Origin of the sequence: Aeromonas sp. CU5, assembly GCF_002586745.1 — a bacterium.
In the GTDB taxonomy this organism is placed as follows: domain Bacteria; phylum Pseudomonadota; class Gammaproteobacteria; order Enterobacterales; family Aeromonadaceae; genus Aeromonas; species Aeromonas sobria.
Genome location: NZ_CP023817.1, coordinates 4,408,632 through 4,425,061 on the forward strand (window position 1 = coordinate 4,408,632; position 16,430 = coordinate 4,425,061).

Genomic DNA, 16,430 nt, shown 5'->3' on the forward strand with positions numbered 1-16,430 from the left:
ATTTGGTGATGGAGTCGGGCAAAGGGGCTAAGAACAACTCAGCCCCTTTTTTTCGCTTCGGCTTCGCCCTGATGGCGAAACGATGATATCGACTCGTGATGCTTGGTTGATGCAAAACTGCAATGTCATGTTGGTGCCTATGGCTGTGCCATCCGGGCTAAAGCGTACAAATTGTCGATTGGCCGTGACGGTATGTTTCTCAAGAAAGGGTTCTGTTGCTGATAGCAAGATATCGCCACTTGCAATATTGAGTTGGCGATCCTGATTGGTGTCGATAAATACCAGCATGCGTTGGGCGCCGGTTTGATTTGCGGTTATGCAACTCTCGGTTGTGGCGTTACTGACAGGAGTGGCAAGGCATGCGGTGACGGTTTGTTGCTGCGTGATGGCTTGCCGTTGACCAAAGATCAAATGATCCAAAAGGTTTCGGCTGTAGATGTTGCTGTCACTGGTGGTGATCAGGCTTGCCAATGATGGTAGACCCATGGTCAGCAAGATAATGGTCAGGCTTACTGAAATCAAAAACTCCAGTAAGGTAAAGCCATATTTTTTCATGCCGGGTGAGTCCTTGTTCAAAAGAGACTCTAAGCATAGCTATTGGATTGAGATGGATCCTTTGGCTCTTGTGTGTTTTAGCGGTAGCTCAAACTTCTCATGGACAGACAGTACCACTTGCCTGGTTATGGGCACGTCCGGCAGGCATAACTTCAATCTCAATACCTTTTTCACCGCTTACACAGAGTGAAAAAACGACCTCGTTGTCAGATGTAATGGTGCCATCGGGGGTGAAGCGCAGCGCCTGTGCATCTGCAGAAATGGCCAGTGCAGCAGGAAACTCGGGACTTGCCGCAATCGTTGTTTCGCCGCTATTGAGCTTTTGGTCGCTGTTACTATCGATAAAGGCGATCAGCCGGGTCGCTCCATTTTGATTGGCAGTAACGCACTCCTCGACCGAATTATTGATAGTGGTCAGGCAGAGAGTAACCGTTTGCTGGTTGGAGATGGCTTGTTGTCTGGCGTAGTTCAAGTGGTTGAGGAGGCCCTTTTCTTGGGTCGCCAAATCATTGCTGCCAAGCAGGTTAGAGAGGGAAGGAATACCAATCCCCAACAGAATGACGCCCAGCGCAATGGCGATCATCAACTCCATAAGGGTAAATCCGGCGTTTTTCATATCTGCTGAGGCCTGTCGTTCCGTGACTGTTTACAGCTTATCCCTCCCGTTGATTGCTGTCACATGGTTACGCCTGTCTTGAACTGGCAGATTGCCCCCCTTTTCTTTATTATTCCCCATCATTTTTGATTTTAAGATGCATCGCCATGGCAAAAGCCCTCTCTCTGATGCTTGCCCAGTTGAATCTGACGGTAGGCGCCATCGAAGATAACACTGACAAAGTGCTCGCTGCGGCGGCTCAGGCCGAGCAGCAAGGCGCAGACCTGCTCGTTTGCTCCGAGCTGGCCCTGACCGGCTATCCACCGGAAGATCTGTTGCTGCGTGCCGATCTGATGATCCGGGTTGATGCCGCGTTGGCTCGCATTGCCGCATGGCAGGGCAACTGTGCCATTTTGGTGGGGCATCCTTGGCGTGAAGGGGAGGCGCTTTACAATGCGGCCTCCCTCTATGAGCAGGGCAAGCTGATTGCCCGTTACTTCAAGCAGGACTTGCCCAACTACGGCGTGTTTGACGAGAAGCGCTACTTCACCGCTGCCACCGAGACCTGCGTGGTGCCGTTCCGTGGTTATCAGCTAGGGCTGCTCATCTGTGAAGATCTGTGGCAACCTGGTCCGGCGCTGGCCGCCAAGGCGGCTGGGGCAGAGTTGCTGCTCACCCTCAATGCGTCGCCCTACGATCAGGAGAAACCCTGGATCCGCCGCGAGCTGATGGCTGAGCGCTGCGATCAGACCGGTCTGCCGCTGGTCTACCTCAATCAGGTATGCGGTCAGGATGAGCTGATTTTCGACGGCTGCTCCAAGGTGTTCAACAGCCAGGGCGAGTTGACCCACAAACTGGCACCGTTTGCCGAAGAGCTGGCGCTGGTGCGTTTTGCCGATGGTCAGCCGGTGAAAAAGCGGGAACCTGCGGCGCCGCTGGAGCCATTGGCCGAGACCTATCAGGCGCTGGTGCTGGCAGTGCGCGACTATGTCACCAAGAACGGCTTTCACGGCGCGGTGCTGGGTCTCTCCGGTGGGATCGACTCGGCGCTGACGCTCGCCATCGCGGCCGATGCCATCGGTGCCGACAAGGTGCAGGCGGTGATGATGCCGTTCCGCTATACCGCCCAGATGAGCGTGGAAGATGCCAAAGAGCAGGCCGAGCGAATGGGGGTGGAGTTCAACATCATCTCCATCGAGCCGATGTTCGAAGGGTTTATGACCCAGCTGGCGCCGCTGTTTGAAGGCACCGCCCGCGATACTACCGAAGAGAACCTGCAGGCGCGCTGCCGCGGTGTACTGTTGATGGCGCTCTCCAACAAGCGTCGTCGCATCGTGCTGACCACTGGCAACAAGAGCGAAATGGCGGTCGGTTATGCCACGCTGTACGGTGACATGGCGGGTGGTTTCGACGTGCTGAAAGATGTGCCCAAGACGCTGGTCTTCAAATTGTGCGAATATCGCAACTCGGTCGACTACGTGATCCCGCAGCGGGTCATCGACCGTCCTCCTTCAGCGGAGCTGGCGCCGGATCAGGTGGATCAAGACAGTCTGCCCCCTTACGACATCCTCGATGCGATCCTCAAGCGCTATGTGGAAGAGGATGCCTCGGTCGCCGACATGGTGGCAGAAGGCTTCGAGGAAGCGGTGGTGCGCAAGGTGATCCGCTTGGTGGATCTCAACGAATACAAGCGCCGTCAGGCGGCGGTCGGGCCCCGTATTACGGCTCGCAACTTTGGTAAGGATCGCCGTTACCCCATTACATCCGGGTTCGGCAAACAGAACTGGTAAGGAGTCACCATGAAGAAGATTGAAGCCATCATCAAACCGTTCAAGCTGGACGATGTGCGCGAGGCCCTGGCCGAGATCGGCATCAACGGCATGACCGTATCCGAAGTCAAAGGCTTCGGCCGCCAGAAGGGCCATACCGAGCTCTATCGCGGCGCCGAATATATGGTCGACTTCTTGCCGAAAGTGAAGGTAGAGCTGGTAGTGCAGGACGAGGATCTCGATGCCTGTCTGGAAGCGATCCAGAATACCGCTCGCACCGGCAAGATTGGTGATGGCAAGATCTTCGTCTGCGAGGTGGAGCGTGTCATTCGTATCCGTACCGGCGAAGAGAACGAAGACGCGATCTGACCTTGGCTATCTCCTTACCTGACCAGAGGCGCGAAGCGCGACCTCACTTGATGGGGTGGATGCGCGTTCTGGTGGGTGCCAGCATGTTGGCTAGCCTGACCGCCTGTAGTACTCGTCCACCGGCTCAGCCGGAGAATCTGTGCCAGATCTTTCGCGAGAAGCCGGAGTGGCATAAGGCCGCGCTCAAGATGAACGAGAAGTGGGGGACGCCGATCCATGTGGTGATGGCCATGATGTATCAGGAGTCCTCGTACGTGCATGATGCCCAGCCGCCGATGCAGTATTTCCTCTTCATCCCGACCGGGCGGGCCAGTTCGGCTTATGGTTATGCTCAGGTCAAAGATGAAACCTGGGCTGATTACCAGCGGGAAACCGGCAACAGCTGGAGTGATCGCGATGACTTTGCCGACGCCATCGATTTTATGGGTTGGTACACTAACAAAGCCCAGCGGCTCAATGGTACCTCCAAGTGGGATGCCTATGGCCAGTACCTCAACTATCACGAAGGGTGGGGTGGCTACCGGCGTGGCAGCTATCGCAGCAAGGGGTGGTTGATGAAGACCTCTCGCAAGGTAGAGGCTCGCGCCCAGCGCTACGGCGCCCAGTACCGTCAATGCAAGGATCAGCTCTCCCGTGGGGGCTGGTTCTGGTAACCAAATCAGGAGTCAGAAATGCCGTTATTGGACAGTTTTACCGTTGACCACACCCGTATGGAAGCGCCAGCGGTGCGTGTGGCCAAGACCATGCAGACCCCGAACAAGGACACTATTACCGTGTTTGACCTGCGTTTCTGCGTACCGAACCAGGAGATCCTCTCCGAGCGCGGTATCCATACGCTGGAGCACCTGTTCGCTGGTTTTATGCGTGATCACCTGAACGGCAACGGCGTGGAGATCATCGACATCTCCCCCATGGGCTGCCGTACCGGCTTCTACATGAGCCTGATAGGCGCGCCGGACGAAGCCCGTGTCGGCGCCGCCTGGCAGGCTGCCATGAGCGACGTGCTGACCGTGCAGGATCAGGCCAAAATCCCCGAGCTGAACGAGTATCAGTGCGGCACCTACAGCATGCACTCGCTGGAAGAGGCGCACGCCATTGCCCGCCATGTGCTGGAGCGCGGCGTTGGCGTCAACCACAATGACGAGTTGGCCCTGCCGGAAGAGAAGCTGAAGAGCCTGTGAGGCGGATGAGCTGTCGCTCATCGGGTAATCTCTTCGGGGAATGTTAAAGAGCCGGTCAGCTATGCTGACTGGCTCTTTTTATCTCGCCCGATCGGAATAATGGGGATGGCTTGCTCACCTTGCCGACTCTGATTAGGATGGTTTTTGAACCGAATCCGTTGGCGGAGGTGTGACGATGAAAGGGATATTGCTGCGTTGGCTGGCCCGTTACGACGCGTGGTGCGAGGAGTGGGGGCTCACCCAGGAGAACCGGCGCTGCTGCACGCCGGTTCGTTATGATGATGATTCAACCAAAAAGCGAGCTTGCGCAGAAGAGGCTGAGCTCAATCAAAATTGCGGGTCACGGCACCGGTAACACTGTTGTACTCGAAGCCAAGGCCGTTGGGGTGCTCTGGGAAGCGGCCGATAGAATCACGCAGGATATAGCGGCAGTTGTGATGCTCTAACCCTCCGATCTCAGTTTGGTCATCTGCAATAATACGTTCGGAACTATAGTCAGTTTCAGTGTTGTTATTGTCTAAGTCAGGAACAGTCTGCTCTGTATCAAGTAATCCAGTGAAGAGTAGCTTGCAGTCATCTTCGTTGTTAACAGAGATCTGGTTTTCGTTAGAGCCGGGTGGAAATGTTGTATCTGGCGCTTGGTTATAGTCCTCTTTCGTGCCTACAGGCCAACCATAGCGATTAATATCAAGATCGCCTTTGCCAAAGCTACTCAAGTTGTAGAGCCCGATAGACTCCCCCTTCACTTTCACCGCCCACCCAGCATGAGCCAGCTGAACTGCACTGGCAAAGCTGCCTGCGGTCGCCGAGACCGTGCTTTTCAGGGCATCATCCTTGATATTGATAAAGCGGGGCAGGGCGGTGACTGCCAGGATCCCCAGCACTATGATCACCAGCACCAGTTCAATCAGGGTAAAGCCGTTGTTTCTGTTGTTCATCATGTTCAATGACCCATTAAATACCGCAAACAGGTGTGAGTGATATGCAGCTGATAGATACCCATTGCCATCTCGACTTTCCGGTGTTCGACCAGGACAGGGAGGCACTGCTGGCCCGTTGTCGGGCATTAGGGGTGACGGAGTATATCATTCCTGCCATCGCAGAGGATAACTGGACTCGTGTGATGGCTCTGGCAGATCAGCATGATGGCCTCTTTTATGGCTTGGGCATTCACCCCTGGTATGCCGGCGAGCAGCGGGAGGGGGTGATGGAACGGTTGCGAACGCTGGTGATGAGCCAACCTGCCGGGCTGGTAGCCATCGGCGAGTGTGGGCTGGACCTGCGATCTCATGTGCCGCAGGAGGGGCAGCTTGCACTGTTTGAGGCTCAGATCCGGCTGGCCGCCGATGCCGGGTTGCCCTTGATGATCCACTCGGTGCGCGCCAATGACACTGTGGCCAAGCTGTTGCGCCGCTTCAAGCCGCCACGTGGTGGGGTGATCCACGCCTTCAGCGGTTCGTTGCAGCAGGCGGAAGCCTTCTGGCAGCTGGGCTTTCGACTCGGGGTGGGCGGGGTGATCAGCTTTGAGCGCGCGAACAAAACCCGCGAGGTATTTCGGGCTATGCCGCTTGAGGCATTGGTGCTGGAAACCGACTCGCCAGATATGCCGTTGCAAGGTGATCGGGAGGAGCGGAATACTCCGGAAGCCTTACCAAAAATAGCGGAAATATTGATGACGTTGCGGACGGAATCCACCACGGATGTTGCAAAGGTGTTATTTGAAACTGCCCAACATATTTTCCATCACGATCAATTGTCATGAAACAAATTCGCAACACATGATTAAGTTGTCAGGAAAAAAAATGAGCGTAAAAATCGTTTGCTGTCTAATTTTGTGACACTTGGACATTTTGATAACGATAAAATGTGACCAGCATTCTATTTTATCGGGCATTAATTAGTATAATGCGCACCCCTTGGTTAGTGGCTGTTGTTCACATTTCACTAACAAGCTAGGTGCTACATAAGAGGATAAGATAATAATGAGTATAATCATGGGTCTGGTGGGGATGGTCACCCTCATCCTTATCGCGGTACTGTTCTCCAGCAATCGCAAAGCAATCAACCTGCGCACAGTGGCAGGCGCCTTTGCGCTGCAAGCCGGTCTCGGTGCGTTTGTACTGTATGTTCCAGTTGGCCGCGATATTCTGGTTACCGTCTCTAATGGCGTCTCCAGCGTGCTGACTTTCAGTAAATTCGGTATCGACTTCCTGTTTGGTGGTCTGGTCAGCGACAAGATGTTTGAAGTGTTCGGTGGCGGTGGTTTCATCTTTGCCTTCCGTGTCCTGCCCGTCATCATCTTCTTCTCTTCGCTGATCGCTGTGCTCTATTACCTGGGCATCATGCAAGTGGTCATTAAGTTGCTGGGTGGTTCACTGCAGAAGGTACTGGGCACCTCCCGTACCGAATCGCTCTCTGCAACTGCCAACATCTTCGTCGGTCAGACTGAAGCCCCGCTGGTGGTTCGTCCTTATATCGCCAAGATGACTGACTCCGAGCTGTTCGCTGTCATGTGTGGTGGTCTGGCTTCTGTAGCCGGTGCGGTACTGGTTGGTTACGCCGCAATGGGCGTCAAGATGGAATACCTGATTGCAGCCTCCTTCATGGCCGCTCCGGGTGGTCTGCTGTTCGCCAAGTTGCTGGTTCCCGAGACAGAGACCCCGAACTATGACGACGACTCTGTCAACGCCGAGCTGGATGACAAGCCTGCCAACGTGATCGACGCAGCTGCTGCGGGTGCTTCTGCCGGTATGCAACTGGCCCTGAACGTTGGCGCAATGCTGCTGGCCTTCATCGGCCTGATCGCCATGGTCAACGGTATTTTCTCCGGTGTCGGTGGCTGGTTTGGTATGCCAGAGCTCTCTCTGGAACTGCTGCTGGGCTGGTTCTTCGCCCCGCTGGCCTTCCTGATCGGTGTGCCTTGGCACGAAGCGGTCGTGGCTGGTTCCTTCATCGGCCAGAAAGTGGTGGTGAACGAGTTCGTGGCTTACCTGAACTTTGCTCCATACCTGAAAGATGAATTGCTGATCAATGGCGCGGCCATGTCTGACCACACCAAAGCGATCATCTCCTTTGCCCTGTGTGGTTTTGCCAACCTCTCCTCTGTTGCCATCCTGCTGGGTGGTCTGGGGTCCATGGCACCGAACCGCCGCGGCACCATCGCCCGTTTCGGTCTGAAAGCCGTATTGGCTGGCTCTTTGTCCAACCTGATGTCTGCCACTATCGCAGGCTTCTTCCTGGCACTGTCTGCCATGTAATAGCTGTCTGACCTGACAGACTATAAACACCAACGCCACGGCATTTGCCGTGGCGTTGGTGTATGGGGCGGTGACAACCGTTTTCCTATCTAAACTGATAATAAAATGAGTCGGGTCGGAGGTTATATGAATGAAGTATTACTGGCGATTGTGGCTGGCTTTATTGTCGGTTTGTTGTTTTCTTTCCTCAAATTACCGATCCCGGCACCACCCGTGTTATCGGGAGTGATGGGGATCATCGGTGTCTATCTGGGGGGCTTGCGTACTCCTGGATCCTGACCCGCTTCTTTTCGTAAGGTTTTTTAGTCCCTGATTTGCCAGATGTGAGGTACCTCTGAAATTGGTAAATCCGGCTTGCAAACAGGGGGTATCTCGGCTGAAATAGGCGTTGCCAGCAGGGTGCTGGCAATGACTAATACTCGATGCAATCGGGTGTTGGCGGTCAAATGGAATTGATTGGGAACTCGGGTCAGATGTTGTCGGCCTTTCTCAAGTCTTCATGGAACCAAGTCCGCACTTTTGTAAGAAAGTGACAGGGCTCTTGCCTTATTTACAGTCGCAGTGCCTGCGGGATGCTTTGAATAGCATCCGATAGTGCCGGTGCCTTCGCACTGTAATTCCATTCCCGTATAGCTGGGGATTACTGCCTGTGCATCCATCACTGGATGGCTTGGCGGTGGCCGGTTATCTGGATTAAATCGAGACTTTGGAGAATAGAATGACTGATCTGAATGTGGCCGCTCAGCGCGCCCTGAACCTGATGGACCTGACCACCCTGAACGATGACGACACCGATCAGAAAGTGATCGACCTGTGCCGCAAGGCCAAGTCACCGGCTGGCCTGACTGCTGCCGTCTGCATCTACCCCCGTTTTATTCCTATCGCTCGCAAGACCCTGCGTGACATCGGCGCTGCCGACGTGCGCATTGCGACCGTGACCAACTTCCCCCACGGCAACGACGACATCGAGATCGCCGTGGCCGAAACCCGTGCCGCTGTCGCCTACGGTGCCGACGAAGTGGACGTGGTATTCCCATACCGGGCCTTCATGGCGGGCAATGAACAGATCGGTTTTGATCTGGTCAAAGCGTGTAAGGAAGCCTGTGGCGCCAAGGTGCTGCTGAAAGTGATCATCGAGACCGGCGAACTGAAAGAAGAGGCGCTGATCCGTCGCGCTTCCGAAATCTGTATCGATGCCGGTGCCGACTTCATCAAGACCTCCACCGGCAAGGTGCCGGTCAATGCGACCCCGGAAGCGGCGCGTATCATGATGGAAGTGATCAAGGCCAAGAATCCGAAAGTCGGCTTCAAGCCTGCTGGTGGCGTGAAAGACGCAGCCGTTGCCGGTCAGTACCTGGCCATGGCCGAAGAGATCCTCGGCAACGACTGGGTATCCGCCCGCACCTTCCGCTTCGGCGCATCCAGCCTGCTCGCCAGCTTGCTGGCAACACTGGGGCACGGCGACAAGCCGGCCAACACCAGCGGTTACTAATAAGTTGATGACAGGGCGGGGGACTCCCGCCCTGTTAAGCCCCCACCATGAGGTGCGCGGGCAAGGATTCAGGCTTGTTTGACGCCAGCAATGGCGGAGGGAATGAAAGATGTTTTTGCCTCAAGAAATTATTCGCAAGAAGCGCAACGGTGAAGCGCTCAGTACCCAAGAAATTCAATTCTTCATTCAGGGCATTACCAACAACACCATCGGCGAGGGGCAGATCGCGGCGCTGGCGATGGCGGTCTACTTCAAAGACATGACCATGGATGAGCGGGTTGCCCTGACCTGCGCCATGCGTGACTCCGGTATGGTACTGAATTGGGACCACCTCAATCTGGGTGGCCCGATTGTCGACAAACACTCCACCGGCGGCGTCGGTGATGTGGTTTCCCTGATGCTTGGCCCTATGGTCGCCGCCTGCGGCGGTTTCGTGCCGATGATCTCCGGTCGTGGTCTGGGCCACACCGGCGGTACCCTGGACAAGCTCGATGCCATCCCCGGCTACCAGACCTCGGTCGACAACGATCGTTTCCTGAAAGTGGTGAAAGAGGCGGGTGTCGCCATCATCGGCCAGACCGGCGATCTCGCCCCGGCTGATAAGCGTATCTATGCAGTACGGGACATCACCGCCACCGTCGAATCCATCGCGATGATCACCGGCTCCATCCTCTCCAAGAAGCTCGCCTCCGGGCTCGAAGCGCTGGTGATGGATGTGAAAGTGGGCTCCGGCGCCTTTATGCCGACCTTCGAAGCCTCCGAAGAGCTGGCCAAGAGCATTGTCGCTGTGGCCAACGGTGCCGGTTGCCGCACCTCTGCGCTGCTGACCGACATGAATCAGGTGCTGGCCTCCAGCGCCGGTAACGGGGTCGAAGTACGCGAAGCGGTGCGTTACCTGACCGGTGAATACCGCAACCCGCGGATCCATGAAGTGACCATGAGCCTGAGTGCCGAGATGCTGATCTCCGCCGGTCTGGCCAGCGATGACGGCGATGCCCGTCGCAAGCTGCAGGCGGCGCTGGATAACGGCAAGGCTGCCGAGATCTTCGGTCGCATGGTCACTGGCCTCGGTGGCCCGGCCGATTTCATGGAGCGCTATGATGCTTACCTGCCCAAAGCTGCCATCGTGCGCCCGGTCTTCGCGGCCAACAGCGGTTTCGTGACCGCCATGGATACCCGCGAACTGGGTCTGGCCGTGGTGGCGATGGGCGGTGGTCGCCGCGCTGCCGGTGACAAACTGGATTATGCGGTCGGTCTGACCGACTTTATCCGCCTGGGTCAAAGCGTCGATGCTGACAAGCCGATCGCGCTGATCCACGCTCAGACTGAAGAGCAATATGCTCAGGCTGCCAGCATGGTGCAGGCGGCTGTCCGAATTGGTGGCGAGCGACCACAGGCACTGCCTGAAGTGTACCGCCGCATCACTCTGGCTGATTTGTAACAAGGGGAAGACCCATGAAACGTACCTTTATTCTGATGATGGACTCTTTCGGTATTGGCGCTGCTGCCGATGCCGAACAGTTCGGAGATGTGGGCGCTAACACCCTTGGTCATATCGCCAAGGCGTGTGCAGCCGGTGAGCTTGAAGGCCGTGGTGCCCTCAAGCTGCCCAACCTCAACAAGCTGGGTCTCGGCCACGCAGGGGAGCAGGCTTCCGGCTACTTCCCGGCAGGTCTGGACAAAGATATCGAGGTGGTCGGTGCCTACGGTTTTGCTCAGGAGCTCTCCTCCGGCAAGGACACCCCGTCCGGCCACTGGGAGATCGCCGGAGTGCCCGTGCTGTTCGAGTGGGGCTATTTCAAGGATCACACCAACAGCTTCCCGCAGGAGCTGCTGGACGCCATTGTCGAGAAGGCGGGTCTGTCCGGTTATCTGGGCAACTGCCACGCCTCCGGCACCCAGGTGCTGGACGATTTGGGCGAAGAGCACATGCGCACCGGCAAGCCAATCCTCTACACCTCTGCTGACTCGGTGTTCCAGATTGCCTGCCACGAAGAGACCTATGGTCTCGAGAAGCTCTATGAGTTGTGCCACATAGTGCGCGAGCTGCTGGAGCCCTACAACATTGGCCGCGTCATCGCGCGTCCGTTCGTCGGCAGCGGCAAGGGCAACTTCAAGCGTACCGGCAATCGTCACGACTACTCCGTGCTGCCGCCAGCACCGACTGTGCTCGACTATATGAAAGAGGCGGGTGGTCAGGTGGTCTCCATCGGCAAGATCGCCGACATCTACGCCAATCAAGGTATTACCAAGCAGGTGAAGGGTACAGGTCTGGTTGAGCTGTGGGATCGTACTCTGGAAGAGGTGAACGCTGCCGGTGACAACACCATCGTCTTCACCAACTTCGTCGACTTCGACTCCTCCTATGGTCACCGTCGCGACGTGAAGGGTTACGCTGATGCACTGGAGTATTTCGACGCCCGCCTGCCGGAGCTGTTCGATCTGCTGCAAGATGGTGACGTGGTGGTGCTGACTGCCGACCACGGCTGTGACCCGACCTGGGGTGGTACTGACCACACCCGTGAATACATTCCGGTGCTGTTCTTTGGCAAGCCGGTCAAGGCTGGCTCTGTCGGTCGTCGCGAAACCTTTGCCGATATCGGTCAGAGCATCGCGGCGTACCACGGTCTGCCCAAGTTGCAGTACGGTACCAGCTTCCTGTAATTTACCCGCCCGCCACTTCGGCGGCGGGCAATTTATAAAACAATAAAACTCAACCTGTGTGAAGGAATCAAGAGAATGGCAACTCCTCATATCAATGCGAAAGATGGCGCCTTTGCTGATACCGTACTGATGCCGGGCGACCCCCTGCGCGCCAAGTACATCGCTGAAACTTTCCTGGAGAACGTTGAGCAGGTGTGCGATGTGCGCAGCATGCTCGGCTTTACCGGCACCTACAAAGGTCGTCGTATCTCCGTCATGGGCCACGGCATGGGTATCCCTTCCTGCTCCATCTACACCAAAGAGCTGATCACCGATTACGGTGTGAAGACCCTGATCCGCGTAGGCTCCTGCGGTGCTGTGCGTGAAGACGTAAAACTGCGTGACGTAGTGATCGGCATGGGTGCCTGCACCGATTCCAAAGTAAACCGTCTGCGTTTCAAGGACCATGACTTCGCCGCTATCGCTGACTTTGATCTGGTCGCCAATGCGGTACAGGCTGCCAAGAACAAGGGTACTCCGGTGCGGGTGGGTAACCTCTTCTCCGCAGACCTGTTCTACACCCCGGATCCTTCCATGTTCGACGTGATGGAAAAATACGGCATTCTGGGTGTCGAGATGGAGGCCGCCGGTATCTACGGTGTGGCTGCAGAGTACGGTGCCAAGGCACTGACCATCTGTACCGTTTCCGACCATATCCGTACCGGTGAGCAGACCACCTCCGAAGAGCGTCAGCTGACCTTCAACGACATGATCGAAATCGCACTGGACTCAGTGCTGCTGGGCGACAAGTAATCCCCCGGTAGTTGAATGAAAACGGCGGCCTTCGGGCCGCCGTTTTGCATTTCTGAGCCAGGAAGTAGAGGGTCAGAGGTCGAGGGCAAAGCGCCCCTTGCCCGCCATCTTGGCTCGATACATGGCGGCATCGGCCCGGTGCAGCAGCTCATCGATATGGCAGTGCTGGCCTGAGTGGCAGAGCGCCCCGCCGATGCTGCCAGCGAGCGGCAGCTGGTGGCCAGCCACATCCTACGGTTTAGCCATGGCGTCCAGCAGCCGTTGGCAGAGGGCTGGCAGCTCCTGCTCGGGGTGGCGCAAGGCGGGCAGTATGATGGTGAACTCGTCGCCCGCGATGCGGGCCACCATGTCGCCGGGGCGCACTTCGGCACAGAGCACGCTGGCGAAGCGGTGCAGCAGGGCATCCCCTACATGGTGCCCCAGCTGGTCGTTGATCTCCTTGAAGCCATCCAGATCGAGAAACAGCAGGCCGAGCGCCTCCCCGTCATGGTGTGCCCGCTCCAGCTCACGGCTCAGGCGCAGGATGAAGGCGCGCCGATTGGGCAGGGCGGTGAGGGGGTCGTGGCTGGCGTCATGTTCAAGCTGGCTCTGCAGCGCCTTGAACTGAGTGATATCGCTACCCAGGATATAGACTCCCGGCTCGTCGCCCACACTCGGGATCATGGTGATCTTGAGGTCACGCGGGCCTATGGGCAGCTCGAAGCGGTATTCGAAGCTCACCTGTTCCCCCGCCTGTGCGCGAGCCAGATAGTTCATGGCATTGAGGTAGGCAGCTTCACCGATCACCTCCCGCGCGCTCATCTCCAGCATGCGTTCGGGATTGAGCCCAAAATAGCGGCAGTAAGCCTGGTTGGCAAACAGATAGCGTCCCTCTGGCGAGAGCATACTGATGGTGACCGGCAAGCCATCGCTGATAGAGCGCAGCCGGGCGCGGTTGCGCTCTATCTCGGCCATCGCCATATGCAACTGCTCGACGGTGGCCGATAGCTCGCGGGTGCGATCCCGCACCTGCATCGCTAGCCCCAGCTGCAGTTGCATCAACTTATCTTCGGCCAGCTTGCGCTCGGTGAGATCGGCAAACACCGCGATCAGGTGCGGTGCGGCAGTGCGGCTTTTACAGAGTGTCACGCTCAGCTGTACCCAGCAGAGGGTGCCATCGGCGCGCAGCATCCGTTTCTCCAGCCGGTAGTGCTGGCGCTGGCCATCGAGCAGTGCCTGAAACAGCGGCAGTTCCCGTGGCAGATCCTCGGGGTGGGTCATGGTCTGCCAGGTGCGGCCCAGCATCTCGGATTCGCGATAACCGAGCAGCTGTTGCAGACCCGGATTGGCTTTGAGCCATACCCCCTCCAGTGAGGAGAGCGCCATGCCCACTGCCGACTGGTTGAAAGTCTGGGTAAAGAGATGCTCCTGATCTTCCAGTACGTTGCTGAGGCTGCGCACCTGATGGCGCCGCTCAAGGTCGTGCAGGGTGTTCTCCACCAACAGACCGAAATCATCGAGATCCTGACACTGGGTTTCGTCCAGCTGGCGTGGCTTGCTATCCACCAGACAGAGGGTGCCGAGCACCACCCCATCCAGCGCTCGCAGGGGGCGGCCAGCGTAGAAGACCACGTGGGGCGGCCCGATCACCAGCGGGTTGTCGGCAAAGCGGGGGTCGAGACGGGCATCCGGCACCTGCATGATGTCGGGCTGCAAAATGGCGTGGCCGCAGAAGGAGATATTCCGGCCAATCTCGCACAGGGCGATGCCGGTGCGGGCCAGAAACCACTGACGATCCACATCGGTGAGGGAGACCAGCACCACGGGCAGATCAAAATGGCGGCTGATGAGGCGGGTCAGGCGATCCAGGTGATCGATCGGCTCGCGATCGAGCAGCCCGAGGATCCGCAGCCGCGCCAGCCGACTCTCTTCGTCAACAGGGATTGGTGGGGCAATCATACTGAGCTCCTGCTGGTTCTACCCTCATGGGTATATACGAGGTGGCTGGGGGATTGCCCCCGGTCTATGGCTGATCGGCCGGTTTGTGCTTTTTTTTGTGCTTGCGTACCCGCATGTAGTTACGGCGAATGCCGTAGGAGATAAGCAGGCCAGCCAGCAGGGCGACCAGTAGCATCAGGCGCTGTTTCTCCTGCACCACCTTGAGCCGGGTGTCCTTGTTTGCCAGCATCTGCTGCTCTTCCAGGGTGATGCGCAGGAAGCCGATGGTCAGCTCACCATCTCGAATTTCCTGCACGAACTGGATCCGTCCCTTGCCCTGCTCCGGCAGTGACTTGTTATCGCTGCCGATGGGCAGCAGGCTCTCCAGTGGCACCGCCTGCTCCGACTGGGCGAGGGGAATGCCGCGTCCGTCATAGAGGGTGGCATCAAGGATCTCCGGCTCCGCCGCCAGATCCCGTGCCAGCCGCTCCAGCTCGCTGCTCTTATCTTCTTTGATCCAGCGTTTCATGTCGCGGGCGGCGTAAGCGACCAGTGCCTGCGCCCGGCTGCGGGCTTCGTTGTGCAGCGACGCCTGGCTTTCACCCTGCATATGGATAAGCACGCCGAGCACCCAGCATCCGAGCAGGATACCGGCACCCAGGCTGAGAGCGCGTTTGATGGGAAGATGACGCTGCAAGCGTGAAACCTCATGGTGACAAGGAGTGGCGGGATCTTGGCGCTTGCCTGTACAAAAAGCAATACGCTACTCTGGGCCAGCATTGTTAACTCCCTGATCACCAAGGAAGGCGTATCCCTTATGTTGTTGTCCCGGCTCCCCCCGCTGTTATCCGATTGGCCCGCGTTGTTGTCCGGCTCCCCCTGTTGGCAGCTCAACGCAGATGCGTTGCAACCGACAGAGACCCCGCTGGCAGGCGGCTGGCTGGTGCTGTTTGGCAAGGGGCTGGGCACCTCCCATCTGGCACGTCTGGCGCCACTGTTGGCAGAGCAGGGGCTGGCCGCCAGCCTTTATCCTCCCACCGAGGTGGCGGGTGTGCCGCTGCTGCTGCTGCTTGGCTGCGATCGTTTCTCCCCCGATCTGGTGGCCGTGCTCAAGAGTGGTGAGTGGGAGATCGATCTCTGTCATCTGCCCGCGCTGCCGACCCTGAGTGAACCCGGCCTGCTGGTGATGGACATGGACTCCACCGCGATCCGCATCGAGTGCATCGACGAAATTGCCCGCCTTGCCGGGGTGGGGGAGCAGGTAGCGGCGGTAACTGCGGCCGCCATGCAGGGCAAACTGGAGTTCTCCGACAGCCTGCGTAACCGGGTGGCCCTGCTGGCAGGGGCGCCGGTCACCATTCTCGACGAGGTGGCCGCCAACATGCCGTGGATGCCCGGTTTGCAGTTGATGGTCGATACCCTCAAAGGGGCGGGCTGGAAGGTGGCCATCGCCTCCGGCGGTTTTACCCGTTTTGCTGGCGAGCTACAGCAGGCGCTGGGGCTTGATGCCATCTTCGCCAACGAGCTGGCGGTGGAAGGGGGGCAGCTGACCGGCAAGGTGAGCGGGCGCATCGTCGATGCCAGCGTCAAGGCCGAGGTGTTGCAGCAGCTGGCGCAGGAGTATGGCATTGCTGCCGCCCAAACCGTGGCCATCGGCGATGGCGCCAACGATCTCAAAATGATGGGGGTGGCGGGCCTTGGCATCGCCATTCACGCCAAACCGCTGGTGCGGGCACAGGCGGCGGCCACCCTCAATCATCACGATCTGGAAGGGGTGATCTGCCTGCTGGCGGCGCGGGCCTGCAGCGAGCTGCGCTGGGACCAGCGCTGACAGTGTTT

Annotated in this window: 16 protein-coding genes and 2 pseudogenes; 13 read left to right on the forward strand and 5 right to left on the reverse strand. The window is 57.7% G+C overall.

The features are described from left to right. Positions 1 to 27: 27 nt before the first annotated feature. Positions 28 to 555 carry a GspH/FimT family pseudopilin gene (locus CK911_RS20000; protein ID WP_098972180.1) on the reverse strand — a complete coding sequence of 176 codons (528 nt, stop codon included), beginning with the start codon at positions 553 to 555 and terminating at the stop codon, positions 28 to 30. Between the two features lie 97 nt (positions 556 to 652). Continuing rightward, on the reverse strand, positions 653 to 1,147 hold the full coding sequence (locus CK911_RS20005; protein ID WP_253860351.1) for a GspH/FimT family protein: 495 nt from the start codon (positions 1,145 to 1,147) through the stop codon (positions 653 to 655). Positions 1,148 to 1,317: 170 nt separating this feature from the next. Here CK911_RS20005 and CK911_RS20010 point away from each other — a divergent pair, with 170 nt between their 5' ends. The 5 genes from CK911_RS20010 (at position 1,318) to CK911_RS21675 (ending at position 4,824) form a co-directional block, all read left to right on the forward strand. Next, positions 1,318 to 2,940, forward strand: coding sequence for an NAD+ synthase (locus CK911_RS20010; protein ID WP_098972185.1), 1,623 nt, complete (start codon positions 1,318 to 1,320; stop codon positions 2,938 to 2,940). 9 nt (positions 2,941 to 2,949) lie between these two features. Continuing rightward, positions 2,950 to 3,288 carry a nitrogen regulatory protein P-II gene (gene glnB, locus CK911_RS20015; protein ID WP_005308848.1) on the forward strand — a complete coding sequence of 113 codons (339 nt, stop codon included), beginning with the start codon at positions 2,950 to 2,952 and terminating at the stop codon, positions 3,286 to 3,288. A gap of 59 nt (positions 3,289 to 3,347) precedes the next feature. After that, on the forward strand, positions 3,348 to 3,941 hold the full coding sequence (locus CK911_RS20020; RefSeq protein ID WP_301337399.1) for a hypothetical protein: 594 nt from the start codon (positions 3,348 to 3,350) through the stop codon (positions 3,939 to 3,941). 18 nt (positions 3,942 to 3,959) lie between these two features. Continuing rightward, positions 3,960 to 4,469, forward strand: coding sequence for an S-ribosylhomocysteine lyase (gene luxS, locus CK911_RS20025; RefSeq protein ID WP_042038845.1), 510 nt, complete (start codon positions 3,960 to 3,962; stop codon positions 4,467 to 4,469). A gap of 175 nt (positions 4,470 to 4,644) precedes the next feature. Continuing rightward, the gene (locus CK911_RS21675; RefSeq protein WP_098972189.1) at positions 4,645 to 4,824 is read left to right on the forward strand and encodes a DUF5363 family protein; all 180 of its coding nucleotides are present in this window, start codon (positions 4,645 to 4,647) and stop codon (positions 4,822 to 4,824) included. On the opposite strand, the gene tppF is transcribed toward CK911_RS21675, so the two are convergent. Further along, positions 4,793 to 5,410, reverse strand: a complete 618-nt coding sequence (gene tppF, locus CK911_RS20035; RefSeq protein ID WP_098972191.1) for a type IVa pilus pseudopilin TppF — start codon at positions 5,408 to 5,410, stop codon at positions 4,793 to 4,795. The two genes, CK911_RS21675 and tppF, sit on opposite strands and share 32 nt — an antisense overlap. A 41-nt stretch (positions 5,411 to 5,451) precedes the next feature. Between tppF and CK911_RS20040 the strand changes: the two genes are divergently transcribed. The 7 genes and pseudogenes from CK911_RS20040 (at position 5,452) to deoD (ending at position 12,674) form a co-directional block, all read left to right on the forward strand. Then, complete coding sequence (locus tag CK911_RS20040; RefSeq protein WP_098972193.1) at positions 5,452 to 6,231, forward strand: TatD family hydrolase; 780 nt, start codon at positions 5,452 to 5,454, stop codon at positions 6,229 to 6,231. A gap of 220 nt (positions 6,232 to 6,451) precedes the next feature. Continuing rightward, positions 6,452 to 7,726 (forward strand): NupC/NupG family nucleoside CNT transporter, encoded by a 1,275-nt coding sequence (locus CK911_RS20045; RefSeq protein WP_042024324.1) that lies wholly within the window; start codon positions 6,452 to 6,454, stop codon positions 7,724 to 7,726. A 126-nt stretch (positions 7,727 to 7,852) separates the two neighbouring features. Beyond that, a pseudogene (locus tag CK911_RS20050) lies at positions 7,853 to 8,022 on the forward strand (XapX domain-containing protein). A gap of 422 nt (positions 8,023 to 8,444) precedes the next feature. Then, a complete protein-coding gene (gene deoC / locus CK911_RS20055) occupies positions 8,445 to 9,218 on the forward strand; it encodes a deoxyribose-phosphate aldolase (RefSeq protein ID WP_042024326.1) in 774 nt (257 codons plus the stop codon). Between the two features lie 109 nt (positions 9,219 to 9,327). Next, positions 9,328 to 10,659: a thymidine phosphorylase gene (deoA, locus tag CK911_RS20060; RefSeq protein ID WP_098972195.1), complete on the forward strand. Its 1,332-nt coding sequence runs from the start codon at positions 9,328 to 9,330 to the stop codon at positions 10,657 to 10,659. 14 nt (positions 10,660 to 10,673) lie between these two features. Beyond that, positions 10,674 to 11,882 (forward strand): phosphopentomutase, encoded by a 1,209-nt coding sequence (locus CK911_RS20065; protein ID WP_042024330.1) that lies wholly within the window; start codon positions 10,674 to 10,676, stop codon positions 11,880 to 11,882. Between the two features lie 75 nt (positions 11,883 to 11,957). Next, complete coding sequence (gene deoD / locus CK911_RS20070; RefSeq protein ID WP_042024331.1) at positions 11,958 to 12,674, forward strand: purine-nucleoside phosphorylase; 717 nt, start codon at positions 11,958 to 11,960, stop codon at positions 12,672 to 12,674. 72 nt (positions 12,675 to 12,746) lie between these two features. Here the strand turns inward: deoD and CK911_RS20075 are convergent. Both CK911_RS20075 and CK911_RS20080 read right to left on the reverse strand, forming a co-directional pair. Further along, a pseudogene (locus CK911_RS20075) lies at positions 12,747 to 14,612 on the reverse strand (diguanylate cyclase). A gap of 64 nt (positions 14,613 to 14,676) precedes the next feature. Beyond that, positions 14,677 to 15,288, reverse strand: coding sequence for an AhpA/YtjB family protein (locus CK911_RS20080; protein ID WP_098972197.1), 612 nt, complete (start codon positions 15,286 to 15,288; stop codon positions 14,677 to 14,679). 120 nt (positions 15,289 to 15,408) lie between these two features. Between CK911_RS20080 and serB the strand changes: the two genes are divergently transcribed. Continuing rightward, complete coding sequence (gene serB, locus CK911_RS20085) at positions 15,409 to 16,422, forward strand: phosphoserine phosphatase SerB (RefSeq protein WP_098972828.1); 1,014 nt, start codon at positions 15,409 to 15,411, stop codon at positions 16,420 to 16,422. The last annotated feature ends 8 nt before the right edge of the window (positions 16,423 to 16,430 follow it).

Coding starts and splice junctions, on each gene's coding strand:
- CK911_RS20000 (WP_098972180.1), bottom strand. CDS start 555: ATGAAAAAATATGGCTTTACCTTACTGGAGTTTTTGATTTCAGTAAGC.
- CK911_RS20005 (WP_253860351.1), bottom strand. CDS start 1,147: ATGGAGTTGATGATCGCCATTGCGCTGGGCGTCATTCTGTTGGGGATT.
- CK911_RS20010 (WP_098972185.1), top strand. CDS start 1,318: ATGGCAAAAGCCCTCTCTCTGATGCTTGCCCAGTTGAATCTGACGGTA.
- glnB (WP_005308848.1), top strand. CDS start 2,950: ATGAAGAAGATTGAAGCCATCATCAAACCGTTCAAGCTGGACGATGTG.
- CK911_RS20020 (WP_301337399.1), top strand. CDS start 3,348: ATGCGCGTTCTGGTGGGTGCCAGCATGTTGGCTAGCCTGACCGCCTGT.
- luxS (WP_042038845.1), top strand. CDS start 3,960: ATGCCGTTATTGGACAGTTTTACCGTTGACCACACCCGTATGGAAGCG.
- CK911_RS21675 (WP_098972189.1), top strand. CDS start 4,645: ATGAAAGGGATATTGCTGCGTTGGCTGGCCCGTTACGACGCGTGGTGC.
- tppF (WP_098972191.1), bottom strand. CDS start 5,410: ATGATGAACAACAGAAACAACGGCTTTACCCTGATTGAACTGGTGCTG.
- CK911_RS20040 (WP_098972193.1), top strand. CDS start 5,452: ATGCAGCTGATAGATACCCATTGCCATCTCGACTTTCCGGTGTTCGAC.
- CK911_RS20045 (WP_042024324.1), top strand. CDS start 6,452: ATGAGTATAATCATGGGTCTGGTGGGGATGGTCACCCTCATCCTTATC.
- deoC (WP_042024326.1), top strand. CDS start 8,445: ATGACTGATCTGAATGTGGCCGCTCAGCGCGCCCTGAACCTGATGGAC.
- deoA (WP_098972195.1), top strand. CDS start 9,328: ATGTTTTTGCCTCAAGAAATTATTCGCAAGAAGCGCAACGGTGAAGCG.
- CK911_RS20065 (WP_042024330.1), top strand. CDS start 10,674: ATGAAACGTACCTTTATTCTGATGATGGACTCTTTCGGTATTGGCGCT.
- deoD (WP_042024331.1), top strand. CDS start 11,958: ATGGCAACTCCTCATATCAATGCGAAAGATGGCGCCTTTGCTGATACC.
- serB (WP_098972828.1), top strand. CDS start 15,409: ATGTTGTTGTCCCGGCTCCCCCCGCTGTTATCCGATTGGCCCGCGTTG.